General features: G+C 39.0%; 15 protein-coding genes. 5 read left to right on the forward strand and 10 right to left on the reverse strand.

Going from position 1 to position 13511, the window contains the following annotated elements; all coding sequences use genetic code 11:
- Nucleotides 1-55: 55 nt before the first annotated feature.
- From M5V91_RS13155 to ykzS, 6 genes are all read right to left on the reverse strand, one after another.
- Nucleotides 56-1021: a hypothetical protein gene (locus M5V91_RS13155; protein WP_284522193.1), complete on the reverse strand. Its 966-nt coding sequence runs from the start codon at nt 1019-1021 to the stop codon at nt 56-58.
- A gap of 71 nt (nt 1022-1092) precedes the next feature.
- Nucleotides 1093-1293, reverse strand: coding sequence for a hypothetical protein (locus tag M5V91_RS13160; RefSeq protein WP_284522194.1), 201 nt, complete (start codon nt 1291-1293; stop codon nt 1093-1095).
- The gene (locus M5V91_RS13165) at nt 1290-2486 is read right to left on the reverse strand and encodes a DUF58 domain-containing protein (protein WP_251175670.1); all 1197 of its coding nucleotides are present in this window, start codon (nt 2484-2486) and stop codon (nt 1290-1292) included. The genes M5V91_RS13160 and M5V91_RS13165 overlap by 4 nt, the downstream gene beginning before the upstream one ends.
- Before the next feature lies 1 nt (nt 2487).
- Nucleotides 2488-3426, reverse strand: coding sequence for an AAA family ATPase (locus tag M5V91_RS13170; RefSeq protein WP_009331026.1), 939 nt, complete (start codon nt 3424-3426; stop codon nt 2488-2490).
- A 673-nt stretch (nt 3427-4099) separates the two neighbouring features.
- Nucleotides 4100-4843 (reverse strand): SDR family oxidoreductase, encoded by a 744-nt coding sequence (locus M5V91_RS13175; RefSeq protein WP_009331027.1) that lies wholly within the window; start codon nt 4841-4843, stop codon nt 4100-4102.
- A gap of 148 nt (nt 4844-4991) precedes the next feature.
- A complete protein-coding gene (gene ykzS, locus M5V91_RS13180; RefSeq protein WP_009331028.1) occupies nt 4992-5186 on the reverse strand; it encodes a protein YkzS in 195 nt (64 codons plus the stop codon).
- 273 nt (nt 5187-5459) lie between these two features.
- On the opposite strand from ykzS, the gene M5V91_RS13185 reads away from it, so the two are divergent.
- Nucleotides 5460-5648 carry a YkvS family protein gene (locus tag M5V91_RS13185; RefSeq protein ID WP_009331029.1) on the forward strand — a complete coding sequence of 63 codons (189 nt, stop codon included), beginning with the start codon at nt 5460-5462 and terminating at the stop codon, nt 5646-5648.
- Nucleotides 5649-5847: 199 nt separating this feature from the next.
- Here M5V91_RS13185 and M5V91_RS13190 read toward each other — a convergent pair whose 3' ends face one another.
- Nucleotides 5848-5958 carry a DUF6254 family protein gene (locus M5V91_RS13190; RefSeq protein ID WP_019381647.1) on the reverse strand — a complete coding sequence of 37 codons (111 nt, stop codon included), beginning with the start codon at nt 5956-5958 and terminating at the stop codon, nt 5848-5850.
- A gap of 252 nt (nt 5959-6210) precedes the next feature.
- Between M5V91_RS13190 and M5V91_RS13195 the strand changes: the two genes are divergently transcribed.
- The 3 genes from M5V91_RS13195 (at nt 6211) to M5V91_RS13205 (ending at nt 7703) form a co-directional block, all read left to right on the forward strand.
- Complete coding sequence (locus M5V91_RS13195; RefSeq protein ID WP_019381646.1) at nt 6211-6822, forward strand: CPBP family intramembrane glutamic endopeptidase; 612 nt, start codon at nt 6211-6213, stop codon at nt 6820-6822.
- Nucleotides 6823-7020: 198 nt separating this feature from the next.
- Nucleotides 7021-7227 carry a hypothetical protein gene (locus M5V91_RS13200; RefSeq protein ID WP_284522195.1) on the forward strand — a complete coding sequence of 69 codons (207 nt, stop codon included), beginning with the start codon at nt 7021-7023 and terminating at the stop codon, nt 7225-7227.
- Nucleotides 7206-7703 carry a DUF8580 domain-containing lipoprotein gene (locus M5V91_RS13205; protein ID WP_284522196.1) on the forward strand — a complete coding sequence of 166 codons (498 nt, stop codon included), beginning with the start codon at nt 7206-7208 and terminating at the stop codon, nt 7701-7703. Before M5V91_RS13200 ends, M5V91_RS13205 begins: the two co-directional genes overlap by 22 nt.
- A 49-nt stretch (nt 7704-7752) precedes the next feature.
- Here the strand turns inward: M5V91_RS13205 and M5V91_RS13210 are convergent, their stop codons facing one another.
- The gene (locus M5V91_RS13210) at nt 7753-8811 is read right to left on the reverse strand and encodes a YkvI family membrane protein (protein WP_009331032.1); all 1059 of its coding nucleotides are present in this window, start codon (nt 8809-8811) and stop codon (nt 7753-7755) included.
- A 197-nt stretch (nt 8812-9008) separates the two neighbouring features.
- Here M5V91_RS13210 and M5V91_RS13215 point away from each other — a divergent pair, with 197 nt between their 5' ends.
- Nucleotides 9009-11153 (forward strand): ATP-dependent Clp protease ATP-binding subunit, encoded by a 2145-nt coding sequence (locus tag M5V91_RS13215; RefSeq protein WP_251175669.1) that lies wholly within the window; start codon nt 9009-9011, stop codon nt 11151-11153.
- Nucleotides 11154-11203: 50 nt separating this feature from the next.
- Here the strand turns inward: M5V91_RS13215 and M5V91_RS13220 are convergent, their stop codons facing one another.
- Both M5V91_RS13220 and M5V91_RS13225 read right to left on the reverse strand, forming a co-directional pair.
- Nucleotides 11204-12898, reverse strand: coding sequence for a M3 family oligoendopeptidase (locus M5V91_RS13220; protein WP_009331037.1), 1695 nt, complete (start codon nt 12896-12898; stop codon nt 11204-11206).
- 135 nt (nt 12899-13033) lie between these two features.
- Nucleotides 13034-13489 carry a MarR family winged helix-turn-helix transcriptional regulator gene (locus tag M5V91_RS13225; RefSeq protein WP_009331038.1) on the reverse strand — a complete coding sequence of 152 codons (456 nt, stop codon included), beginning with the start codon at nt 13487-13489 and terminating at the stop codon, nt 13034-13036.
- Between the last annotated feature and the right edge of the window lie 22 nt (nt 13490-13511).

Genomic DNA, 13511 nt, shown 5'->3' on the forward strand with positions numbered 1-13511 from the left:
TTGTATTGGTTTTAAAAAAGCCCTTTCCCATATGAGAAAAGACTATACACATTATTTATTTAGAGTTTTTCTTTGCCTGTTTCCTTTTCAAATTTTCCTTATGAATCCTTTTTATTTCTTTTTTTATTTGATCCACTGCATGTTTATATTTCTCAACGCTTTGAGTGGACATGTTATTGCTGTATCGGACTATTTCATAGGCATCTACAATCTTTTCGGGGTCCTTGAGCCCTATTCTATCAAACCATTCAGGCAAGCTTTCGGACTCTTTTCTTCCCAGGTCAAATTTAGCTGCATGTCTTTCCAGGTGAAAAATCTCTTTACGGATTTGATTTTCAGGAGCAATATGCTGAAACCTCCTTGACAGCAATGTTCCTTCATCTTCAATCTGCTGACTATAAGAGGCAAATACAGCTCCATTTTTCACGAATCTTACCTTTATAGTTTTTTTATAAATATAAATGAACAGAAAAATGATAACTATAATAAACAGGATAGATATTAAGGCAGCAGGATCTATGTATTGCCCGCTTTCCCCCAAATCAGCAGGTTCCTTGAAGAGTACATCGTTATCACGGCTTTCATTCTCAGATAAGAACTTCATATGCACTGCCCAATCCTGTTTCTCTGCCCAATTAAACAGCGGTGAAGCAATGATGGCAGCTGCAGAAGCAATTAATTTTAGGATACCAAAGAATAGGAACTTGACAGTTCCCATACCGAAGGAAACTACCATGCCAACTGCAAGAATTGAAGCAGTCAGTGACAAGAAATAAATTAAAAACCTTTTCTTTTCTTTCGCATTTGCATCCGATTCAATTATACGTTTTATAAACCCTCCAGAGATGATAAAAAACAGTTCAAATATCATTAATCCCACAATTTCTCCAGTATAAGCACCGTCCTTTATGGCCGAAAAGATAACCAGGAAAGTTCCGAAAAAAACCGTAAGCAGAATCCACCAGCCCTCAGGCCGGTTATTATGTTCATTGAAATGAACATAAGTTCTCCAAAAAACCAAAAAACTCATCAGTACTATAAAAAACCAGGAAAAAGATAGAAAATTTCCGATTACATATAATAAAGGAAGCTCTAAAAGAAAAAAAGAACCTTCCCTTTTTCTCTAAATCTGATGAGCAGAATTATAAAGGCCATTCCTGCAGGAAAAACAAGCACAAAATATTCAGTGAGAGGAACAGCCGCTTCATTAGCCATATAAAAAGGGAATAACACTAGTGCTCCAAAAATGATTTCAATGCCAAGAAGAAAACTCACTTCAAACATTTTTTTCATTGTATTGCCACTTCCTTCGCTTTCACTTGAAGCGGCCTCAATTCGGCTTCTTCATTAAGCAGTTGCAGTTCAAATAAAAATGCTCCTTTTCGGCTGATATTAGTTATTGCGCTGGAAGCCGCTGGATTCAATTCTCCTGCATGAAGGAAATAAGGCTGACTAGTCAAATGTCTTTCATAAAAGGAAAGCATTTTTTCATAAGGGTAAATAGAATAATGATTATCTACAACAGCCAGCATTTCAAGCACCTTTTGCAGATGATCTTTTCCAGATGCAGCAGATATAAAATAAAAGGGAGTGCTGCCAGCAGTCCGGATATTTATACACATGGAAAAAGGGATATTTTCCTTAACACAAATATAGGCAATTTCTGCTGCGCTGCTGATGCGTTCTTCCAGTTGTGCAGATATTGAATGTCCAGCTGAAACATTAAGCGAAATATTCCAGCCTGTTTCCGCAGCTTTTTCAAAGACCTTTGTTTGCAAACTCTGTTTCCTCGCACTTGCCTTCCAATTGATCCGATTAAAACTATCAGATGAAACATACTGCCTTGTTCCGGCTGGCGAAAAATGATCCTCAAAAAGTGAATAGGCGGAAAGAAAAGTGCCTGGGCGGTCTGTAAAGAGTGACAGGATATTTTTAACTGGCAGACGACTTGGATAGACCAATGCATCCTGCAGCAGTTGAGCACGATATTCAAGAATGGTTTCTCCAAAACCTATAAAGTTAGGAATATATAACTCCAATTTTCTTATTTTTGAAACTCCCCTTTTCCTTGCAGAAATGGGGATTGTTATTATTTTTCTTTCATTATGATTTAATGAAAAAGGGATAGAAAGCTCAAATTTCCCCAGCCTGGGCTCCAGATTTTGATCCACCGGACAAATACAATCGTCAAATAAAATCCTTAATTCTCCTTTTAAAATGGGAAGCCCTTTATTATCAAATTCCAAAATCCATTTTGCTTCTTGTCCGGCAAACAATTTGTATCTGACCTTCGTGTTTTGCAGACTCAGCTTTTCCCCCAGGTGCTTCATATAATATGTATTGGCAGATATTATAAGCAGAAAAAGGATTGATGCCAGAAATACTTCCCATGATTTTAAATAAAAGCTTGCTATTAATAAAAATACGGAGAATACACTTGAAAGGGACAAATACCCGTCTTCAGCATGATACTTTTTCCACTCCATACTAGAGAGCACCTGACTCTACAGGAACTGGCACAGATTCCAGCACTTCTTTCAGAACCGACTCAGGGCTTTTTGTCATAGAAGCTTCAGTGGAAAGGAAAATCCTATGACCAAGCACAAATGGAACCATTTCTTTAATATCATTAGGTATCACATAGTTTCTTCCCTCCATAAGCGCTTTGCCTTGGGAAGCTTTCATTAAGGCAAGCATTCCTCTGGGACTTACCCCCAATACAATATCCGCATGTTCACGTGTCTTCCTTACAATATCCAGCAAATAAGCTTCAACAGGCTCATTTAGAATAATTTTGCCGGCATCCTTCTTTAAATTAATGATTTGATCTAAGATGAAAATGGCATTGACTTCCGAAGGAGCGGCACCGCTTCGATACATTTGAAGCATCGCCTTTTCCTCTTCCCTGCTAGGATAATCCATTTTAAGTTTCATAAAAAAACGGTCAAGCTGAGCAACAGGTAGCGGAAATGTCCCCTGCTGAGATTCAGCCGGATTCTGTGTAGCTATAACCATAAAAGGTGGGTCAAGTCTAATTGTGTGTCCATCAATGGTGACCTGGCGCTCCTCCATAACTTCGAGAAGACTTGACTGCGTTCTTGGTGCTGCACGATTAATTTCATCAGCAAGTACAACATTCGAGATAATTGGCCCAGGATGAAATTCAAATTCCTGATTTTTCGGATTGAAGAAACGTATGCCCGTGACATCACTCGGCAAAACATCCGGTGTAAATTGAATGCGTGAGAAATCCCCATTAATAGTGCGGGCAAATGCTTTGGCAAGCATTGTTTTTCCAGTTCCAGGCACACTTTCCAATAAGATATGGCCATTGAATATTAAGGAAATGGCCATCAATTCAATTTCCAGGTCTTTCCCTGATATTACTTTCCCAATTTCTGTTTTAAGCTTGTCCATATATTTCATTTTTGCCCTCCTGTTCACTTCCATGCTGCTCTCTGCGTTTTAGATTGACTGGTATAATTTTACTAAAAAATATTATTATTTACAATTATCTGATAGTTCGCCTGACAAAAAGAAAAACGCATGAATAATAAATCCAATACGCTAATTCCTGACTAATCAGCTTATAAAGTTTTCAGTTTGTTCATACGAAAATTAAAATTCCGGCAGCAGTAATAGCGGCTCCAATAGCAGTACCAGGAAGAAAGGCATTAATCTCCGTTACCAGGACCAAGGATGATTGGAAGCTCTATATAATAAAGCCAGAAATGCCACAAGTAAACCTATATGGACATGGACAGGCGTTAATAGGTATGAATGAGTACTTGACATACAATACCCAAGCAAAATTCCCACCGCAAATTAAACGGATGAAATCATAATCATAGTAATTCCCACTAGAATCACTCGCTCTAATTGTTCTAAAGCATTTAAAGGATATGAGCCTGTTCGTGTTTATAACTTATTTATCATTTTTCACAGTAAATTTACAAAGAACTCACCGCGATTTAACGAGGCTATTTTACAATGTCTTTAAGACAGGAGGCGAGAATAATGATTAACATCCTGCTATGCCTTATTTTCATTGGTGCAGTTTTTGTGCTGAATATCGTATTATTAAGAAAATAGACAGTTATTATGGTTCATAAATCATTTTCCTTGTCATGCCTCCATCTACCGTTATGTTTTCTCCTGTTATAAAATCATTTTCTGGATCGGCTAAAAATAGGCAGGTCCTTGCAATGTCCCCGGGTTTTCCAACCCTGTTGGCAAAATGCTGTTTATGATCAATCTTCCTGAGACTTTCATAATCTCCTGTTTCAATCCAGCCGGGACTTATACAATTAACTCTGATCCCTTTTTCAGCGAGCGTGCTGGCCAAAGCATGGGTGATCGCCATAATTCCTCCTTTTGATGCTGAATATGCTTCTGTATTGCTTTCAGACATTACAGCTCTCGTAGATGAGAGATTAATAATACAGGATCCTTGTTTCATCAATTTGGCAGCTTCCCTGCTGCACAGGAAGACACTTCGAAGGTTCGTATTGATCACTTCATCCCACAATTCCACAGTCAGCTCAAAAAATGAATGAAACTTTGAGATGCCAGCGTTATTTATTAGAACATCAATTGCTCCAAATGAATCATAAACCTTTGTTATAAGTCCCTTGATTTCTGCTTCATTCTTAACATCTGTTCTGATAAACATGCTTATAAGTCCATTTTTGTTCAAGCTTTCTTCTAAATTTTTCCCCTTCATCTCATCTAAGTCTGCGATGACTACATTGGCCCCGTTCGCTGCGAACGTCTCGGCAATTCCCTTGCCAATTCCGCTGGCTCCTCCGGTAACGATGACTGTTTTTCCTTTAAATTTGCTCATACCTTTTCATTCCCTTCAAACTTGCAATATTGCTTTTATACCCTGCTTGCTTATCTTTCTATTCAATTTTTCATAAAGGCTTGCAGGAAAGACACCTGAGACACTCAGGTGTCTTTCCTATGCTTTATATTTCAGTGTCATTCCTTTTTTAGCTCCGGGGCGAATCTAAATATTGATATATAACGTGTCCGCCTCTTTGGGCAACTCCGCGGAAGTGTTTAAAATCCTCCCTGTTCACTATGACACTCCGAAATGGAAGAAAGTCATCTTTTGACACATGATATTCAGAAATGATTCCATTTTTTAATTGATCGAGCACTTCCTGGATTTGTTCATGATTCATTACTCAGAACTCCTTTTATTTCTATTCTTTCCTTATCATAAATAAAGTGCTGTCAATTTTGAAGTATCTAATATTATATTTGCATACCAATCATTTTTTCTGAATATTAAATAATTTGAATGTACAAATTTTTTTATCTGGTATAATATTACCAACCTAATGCTGTAATAAATTACCTAAGCATCAGTGGAATTGCAAAATTCTTTACGCATTTCATAATATAGTGCAAACTGTTATTACCAGCGAAAGAAATGGACAAAGGAGAGATGCTTTTTGAAGAAAGCAGAGGTTGGCAATATTATTGAGTTTCGTGACGGATTACAGGGAATTGTAGAAAAAGTAAATGAGAATTCTGTTATTGTTGATTTAACGTATATGGATAACTACCGTGATTTGGAATTAGATCAAAGAACAGTTGTCAATCATAAAAATTATAAGGTAGTAAGAGAATCAGCAGTATAAAAGAAAAAATGAAAGCGTATTCTTTCGGAGTCTAAAAAAAGCAGCTCTCTTGCTGCTTTTTTTATTTTTTTATTTTATCTTTGCCATTCAAGCCTTTTGATGCTTTTTGCTCCACCGTCCTCTTTTTAGTTTGCAAATTAAACAGGCGCAGCCTTGGAATTCTGCACATACGCGGCCTCCTGAATAGGAGGCCAAGATATTATTCCTTTTCCCCTGACAGTTCTTTTAAGGATTTCACTTTGCCATGAGGATGCTGATCCTGCTTTCTTACCGTCCAGGCACGCTCTTTTTCTCTTTTTGATTTCGTCATTATACATACCTCCCTTCTCATGGGTTTATGATTAGCATTTCTGCATTATTTTATCTTATCGTTTCCAAAGAAATCTTTTCCTTACTTTTTAGGATTGTTTTTTGTTAGAATAGTGTTTGGTTATTTTTAATAGATAAGAAAGTTTTTTTGCTTTGAGAACTGTCCAGCTGCAGCGCCTGCTCCCTCGAGTTCATAAGCTTGTTGGGGGTGGGCAGGGCGCTTCCGCTTTTCTTATTGAAAGGAGATTAAAAATTGAAGAGTGTTGCCGCAGATCTCCGCTTTATTGGCGGGATATTACTCGCTCATCTGCTTATGTATTTTACATTTCAGGATAAATCAATTTTTTGGTATATCTTTTCTGCCTCTTTACTGCTTCTAATCAGTTATTCCATCATAATGGAGGAAGTGGAAGACAAGGCCTCATTTGGGATATTTATTACCTATGGGGCCCTTTCAGGTTTTCTATTGTACGGTCTTTTTTGGGCCGGCTACAGTTTATTTGAAATACTCAATCTTCCCCTTGTTAATCAGGTTGAAAAACTATATGGCCGTTTTTCGCCTTCCTTTATCTGGCACTATATTGTGCTGATTTTAATCATTGTTCCAGGAGAAGAAGTCTTTTGGAGAGGGTTCGTTCAAAAGAGATTGATGAAACTTACGACTGTTAAGTTATCCATCATCCTATCGTCTCTCCTCTATTCTTCAGTTCATTTTTATTCAGGATACTGGATGCTGGCCTTTGCAGCGTTAATCGCAGGCCTCTTCTGGGGATGGCTTTACGCATGGAAAAGAAGCATTCCGCTAGTAATCGTTTCCCACCTGATTTTTGATTTATTGATGTTTGTCCTGCTCCCTTTTTATTAAAATGGCCACGTGCAGATTCAATGTTGATTAGACAATCCTTAATGGATTGTCTTTTTTTAAAGTTTTTGTTGAGTCTTGTCGATGTTTTACATAAATGGTAATGTACTAATTAATAGGAATTTATATGTAACTCTTTTATTCCACTTACGTCTAATTATGCAAAAGCGCTAGAAGTAACAACGGGAGGATGGAACATTAATGAAATTCATGGCGAAATTTATGTTAATTCTGGTTTATTTGCTGTTATCCTGGCAGGCTGCGGCACGTCTCAGAATGATTCCGGCAATGGATCAGATCCTGGGCAAAATGAAGAAGAAACAGCTTCAGATGGACAGGATGGACAAGAGCAAACTGAAGAACAGGATCCAGCAGAAGAGGGCACTGTGGATGAAGGACAGAGCGTAATCAGAATCCTTGAACAGAACATGACTTATACGGTTGAGGGTGAAGCCAAGGAAGAGACTGCCTTCCTGAAACATAGTGATAATCAGAATTATTCTATGTACGTTCTGCCCGCCTATGAACTAACTGCCGAGGAGCCTAATAAGGATGTTTTATACCTTTCAGAAAATGATCAGGTATTCATGCGTATTGAACTTCTTCCGAATGATGCAGATTGGAACATGATCGAAGAAAACACAAAAGCACAATTAGGAGCTGTTAGCGAAAATGTGCAGACAGCTGATGCTCCTTCAGATGATTTTTACAAAGATGCTAATGTTATGAAGGCTGAAGGAAACGGCGAGAAGGTTTCAGCCTATCTAGTGAAAAACGAAGATCTTTCACTGAAGCTTACCCTATTCAATAAGGAAGAAGCTGATCATGAAGAGGCTTTCCTTCAGATGGCGAAAACCATTATGAAAGAGGAGCCGCAAAAATAATGGAGTGAATAAGAGATCCGTGCAATACGGATCTCTTTATTTAGCTTTTTTAAGCTTTCTTGCCTTTACTTCCATTATCAAATGGTTTCATCCACAGAAGAATAATAAATGTCAAACTTACATATCCGAAAACCGGATATAAATAGGAAAGCAAGGTTCCGTAATTGATCAAACTGATAAAGTAACAAACTATAAAGATAAAGCCCACAATTATAATACTCGGCACGGAAATATATTTTTTTACCTGCCTCTCGATCCCAAACACATTCCCAATAACAGAAGTGAAAATTTCACCATAGATGACAAAAACAAATATCCAATAGAAAGATGATGCCAATGTCTTCACAATTGCGGCCATTGGGATATCATAAGCCTGCAGATTTGGGAGCATCATCAGTGTCAAATGGCTGGAAAGCAGGATAAGAGTCAGTGCGGCTCCACCAAGGTATCCACCCCACTTTATTGTCCGATCATCATTTATTTCTGAAGCCACAGGCACTAAGACTGCTTGTGCTAATGTCAAATTCAGAGCCGTATATGAAAACGGAGCCACAACTGCTTTCCATCCATCTTCAGCATATGGGATAAATAGAACCTGATCTGCAAAACTAGGAAGCTTCATGCTTATGAACAATAAAATAAAGCTAAATGCAATCATCATTGGAACAACAAACGTATTCACAGCGAATAATCCGCGAATGCCCACTATCATTGTGATAATCGTTAACCCTATCGTTATGAGCAACCCTGCAGTTTTGCTGATGCCGATCTGTTCTTCAAACACTGCACCAGCTCCCGACAGCATGACGGCGCAAACGCCCAGCAGCATAAACAGCATCAATATATTAATGGCAGAACCAAAAAATCTTCCAAATAAATATTCATTCAATTCCTGATATGATGCAGCCTTTATTCGTGCAGAGATTCTCATTAATTTGGAACCGAGAAAAATAAAGATATAGCCGCTCATTATAATCCCAATTAATCCGATAAAACCAAATCGGGAAAAAAACTCCACAATCTCTCTGCCAGTGGCAAAGCCCGCTCCCACCACGGTTCCCACATAAACGGCAGCGATCTGGAAAGCTGCCCCCCAATTTGTCTTCACTTAATCTCCTCCTTCCTTTCCAATATATGTAGGCTAGTACAAACAAAGACGAGCTTTTTTGCATTATGGCTAAACTTCAGTTTTGGTTAAAAATAACAATACAAATCACTTGAAAGTCAAAGAAGGTCAAATTATAATGTGGATATTAGGTCAAATATAGTCAAAGTCAGACCAAACTATTAATGGAGGGATGCAAAATGCTTTGTCAAAAATGTCAAACAAAACAAGCAAATGTACAATTAAGACTGAATGTGAATGGAAATGAGCGTAATCTACACCTATGCCATAACTGTTATGAAAAGCAAAATAGCCTTACTTCCTTTGGGCCTGCTTTGAGCAGTTTTTCAGGTTTTGGCCAAATGCCATTAGAGGATTTCTTCAAGAAAATGGCTGCATCCCAAGGGAATGAAAACTATGCTCTAAACGAAGCACCGGGATACAGTCATGGCAACGGCGGTTTTATAGATCAATTCGGACAAAATCTTACACAGCTTGCCAAAGCTGGTTTAATCGACCCAGTCATCGGACGGGACGATGAAGTATATCGTGTGATTGAAATATTAAATAGAAGAAGCAAAAATAATCCGGTCTTAATCGGTGAACCAGGAGTAGGAAAAACAGCTATTGCCGAAGGGCTAGCCATTAAGATTGCCGAGGGAAATGCACCAAAGAAACTTCAAAATAAAGAAGTCTATTTGCTTGATGTGGTGTCTCTGGTTGCAAACACAGGCATCCGCGGCCAATTCGAGGAACGCATGAAGCAGCTGATCTCTGAGCTTCAGTCACGGAAGAACATTATTCTCTTTATAGATGAAATTCATCTTCTTGTCGGAGCAGGATCAGCTGAGGGGTCAATGGATGCAGGCAATATTCTGAAGCCAGCCCTTGCAAGAGGAGAGCTTCAAGTGGTCGGAGCAACCACTTTGAAAGAATACCGCCAAATTGAAAAAGATCCTGCACTAGAACGCAGATTCCAGCCTGTACATGTAGATGAGCCGACACCTGATGAGGCAATTAATATCCTGTTTGGACTGAAACAAAAATATGAAGACTATCATGATGTTTCTTTTACAGAAGATGCCATCAAGGCATGTGTGCAGCTGTCAAGCCGCTATATTCAGGATCGGTTCCTGCCTGACAAAGCCATTGATTTAATGGATGAAGCAGGTTCTAAAATGAATCTTCAATCAGGATATATACCTGCAGATGATATTGAAAATCAGCTGAAAGAAATCAGCAGGCAGAAAGAACTTGTATTAAATGAAGAAAAATATGAAGAGGCTGCAAAACTCCGTGAAAAGGAACTAAAACTCCAGCAGGCACTAAACGGGGACAACAAGGCAGAACGGCCAGTTATTGACGTTAGCCATATTCAGGAGATTATCGAAAAGAAAACCGGGATTCCTGTCGGCAAATTAGCAGAAGATGAACAGGAAAAAATGCAGAACCTTGAGGAAAGCCTTGCTGAAAAAGTAATCGGACAGGCAGAAGCCGTGCAAAAAGTTGCAAAGGCAATTCGCCGAAGCCGTGCAGGACTTAAATCAAAGGACCGCCCAATTGGATCATTTCTATTTGTCGGGCCAACAGGGGTCGGAAAGACTGAGTTAACCAAAACACTTGCCCAAGAGCTATTCGGCTCAAAAGAAAGCATGATAAGGCTTGATATGAGTGAATATATGGAAAAACACAGCGTATCAAAAATTATCGGTTCCCCTCCAGGATATGTGGGTCATGAAGAAGCCGGACAGCTTACTGAGAAGGTGCGCAGAAACCCGTACAGCATCATTCTGCTTGATGAGATAGAAAAAGCACATCCGGATGTACAGCACATGTTCCTTCAAATTCTGGAGGATGGACGCCTGACAGATAGCCAAGGCCGCACTGTCAGCTTTAAAGATACAGTCATTATCATGACCAGCAATGCAGGAGCTGGGCAAAAGGAAATCCATGTTGGATTTGGCACAGCTGACGCCGTCATGGAGTCAAACATTCTTGAATCACTCGGCAGCTTCTTTAAGCCTGAATTCCTGAACCGTTTTGATAGCATTATTGAATTTAAAGCTTTGGAAAAAGAGCATTTATTGAAAATTGTCGACTTAATGCTCAATGACCTTCAGGAAACATTAAATGAGCAGGATATAGAATTGACTGTTACCCAGGAAGCCAAGGAGAAATTAGCAGCAGAAGGATATCATCCTGCTTTTGGCGCACGGCCATTAAGAAGGATCATCCAGGATGAACTTGAAGACAAGATTGCTGATTTCATCATTGATCATGGCGGAAATAGCCAATTACAGGCCAATCTCGAAGACGAAGCAATTGTTATTAAACCCATCCGCTAAAAGAACGAAAAGAGCCGGAATTAAATAACTTCCGGCTCTTTTTTATTTGTTTATAAACTTTTATCATCCACTGAATTCAGCCAATTCTCAATTTCCCCGATAACTGACTCGACACATCCCTCTTCAAAAGGAGAAATCAACCCAGCTTCTTTTACCAGTCCGGTAAAAGGTTTGCTGCCGCCAAGCTGGCACAGTTTCAAATAATCTTTCCATGCTGCTTCCTGATTCTCCCGGGACCGTTTCCAGAATTGGAATGCACAGATCTGTGCCAATGTATAATCGATATAATAGAAAGGTGAATTGTAGATATGGCCCTGCCGCTGCCAGAATCCGCCGTTCTCCAAATACTCATTGCCATCATAATCTTTATGCGGCAAGTATTTCTTCTCAATTTCTCTCCAAGCCTGTTTTCTTTCCTGAGGTGATGCATCCGGGTTTTCATATACCCAATGCTGGAATTCATCAACTGATACGCCATAAGGCAAGAATAGCAGTCCTCCACTCAAATGGGAAAACTTGTATTTCTCAGTATCATCTTTAAAGAAGCCCTCCATCCATGGCCATGTGAAAAATTCCATACTCATGGAATGAATTTCTGCAGCTTCATAAGTTGGCCAGTTATATTCAGGTATCTCATAATGACTGCTTGAATACACCTGGAATGCATGGCCTGCTTCATGAGTAAGAACATCAATATCTCCTGACGTTCCATTGAAGTTTGAGAAAATGAATGGGGATTTATAGTTCTCAATATAAGTGCAATAGCCGCCCCCTGCTTTTCCCTTTTTGGCCACCAGGTCCATAAGATTATTTTCTCTCATATAAGAGAAAAATTCACTGGTTTCTCTGGAAAGCTCATCATACATTTTTTGTCCGTTTTCAATAATCCATTCAGGATTGCCTTTGGGTACAGCATTTCCTGTTTTAAATTCAAATCCTTCATCGTAAAATTTCAGCTTGTCAACGCCAATCCTCTCTCTTTGCCGTTCCTTTAGCCTTGTGGCGATTGGGACGATGAAATCCTTCACCTGCTTGCGGAAATTTGCAACCATTTCGGCGTTATAATCAGTTCGATACATACGGAAATAAGCCAGTTCAACAAAATTCGAATATCCAAGTTTATGGGCAATCTCTGTTCTAACCTTGACAAGCTCATCATAAATACGGTCCAGCTCTTTCTCATTATCTGCCAGGAAACCAAAGCGTGCCTCGCTTGCTTTTTTGCGCATTTCCCGATCTGTAGATTCAGTAAATGGCTCCAATTGGGCAAGAGTGCGTTCTTCACCTTCAAAATGAATTTTGGCTGAAGCAATTAACTTAGTATACTCTGATGAGAGCTTATTTTCTTTTTGCAAAAGCGGAACAATCTCTGGCGAGAACACCTTCAATTGGGCTTCCGCAAGTGCAAAAAGCTGATTCCCCCATTTTTCTTCGAGCTCTGCCCTGAACCTGGAATTAACCAAAGCCTGATAATACTTTGTAACAAACCCTTCTACTTCAGGCTGAATCTCATCCATATAATCCTGCTCTGCTTTGTAAAATTCATCATTCGTATCGACTGAATGACGGATATAACAAAGGTTGAACATAGTGCCGACATCATTGCGAATATCATTAATTTCTTTCATAGCTTGATTTTGCTGGTCTGCAGAAGCTGCGTTTTCAAATTTCTCAAGCGCTGCTTCGAATTTCCCCTGTACTGTATCAAGATCCGGACGAACGTATGTATAGTCTTCAAATCTCACATTATTGCCCCCTCGTGTATATGTAAATCGATTTTAATTAAACCACTAAACTATTTCGACAATATTTGGTTAATTCCTCCCCTGAACATATCTATAAAGCACAAAATAAAAAACAGCCGGTCAAGGCTGTTTTAGTTATTGTAAGCTATTTTTATCATTGGAGATAGATAGTCCAAGCTTCTTTAATAACTCAATGGCTGTTCCTTTTTCTTCTGGAGTAAGCTCGGACATTAAAGAATGGATATGCTTTTCATGGTCAGGGAATATGTTTTCGATAAAGTCTTTACCCTTATCTGTTATTTGCGCAAAGGTAACTCTTCTGTCATTAGGGCATGCGACCCTTTTCAACAAGCCTTTCTGCTCAAGCTTGTCCACTACATAAGTGATGCTTCCGCTGGCCAATAGTATTTTCCCGCCGATTTGCTGCAAAGGCTGGTCACCCTTATGGTATAGCAGTTCCAGAACAGCAAATTCAGTTGGATTCACTCCATATGTTTGTATTAGTTTATTTACATTTTCATTTATTGCCCTATAAGCCCTGGACAGGACAATAAACAATTTCAACGATTGGTCAATTTGTTCAGACCCCATTTTATCCAATCCCTTTTCCTTT

Origin of the sequence: Cytobacillus pseudoceanisediminis (genome assembly GCF_023516215.1) — a bacterium.
Taxonomy (GTDB): Bacteria; Bacillota; Bacilli; order Bacillales; family Cytobacillaceae; genus Cytobacillus; species Cytobacillus pseudoceanisediminis.

Bases quoted from the DNA above. Each gene is read 5' to 3' on its own strand.
- M5V91_RS13160 (WP_284522194.1), bottom strand. From the start codon at position 1,293: ATGAAAAAAATGTTTGAAGTGAGTTTTCTTCTTGGCATTGAAATCATT.
- M5V91_RS13165 (WP_251175670.1), bottom strand. From the start codon at position 2,486: ATGGAGTGGAAAAAGTATCATGCTGAAGACGGGTATTTGTCCCTTTCA.
- M5V91_RS13170 (WP_009331026.1), bottom strand. From the start codon at position 3,426: ATGAAATATATGGACAAGCTTAAAACAGAAATTGGGAAAGTAATATCA.
- M5V91_RS13175 (WP_009331027.1), bottom strand. From the start codon at position 4,843: ATGAGCAAATTTAAAGGAAAAACAGTCATCGTTACCGGAGGAGCCAGC.
- ykzS (WP_009331028.1), bottom strand. From the start codon at position 5,186: ATGAATCATGAACAAATCCAGGAAGTGCTCGATCAATTAAAAAATGGA.
- M5V91_RS13190 (WP_019381647.1), bottom strand. From the start codon at position 5,958: ATGACGAAATCAAAAAGAGAAAAAGAGCGTGCCTGGACGGTAAGAAAG.
- M5V91_RS13200 (WP_284522195.1), top strand. From the start codon at position 7,021: ATGAAATTCATGGCGAAATTTATGTTAATTCTGGTTTATTTGCTGTTA.
- M5V91_RS13215 (WP_251175669.1), top strand. From the start codon at position 9,009: ATGCTTTGTCAAAAATGTCAAACAAAACAAGCAAATGTACAATTAAGA.
- M5V91_RS13225 (WP_009331038.1), bottom strand. From the start codon at position 13,489: ATGGGGTCTGAACAAATTGACCAATCGTTGAAATTGTTTATTGTCCTG.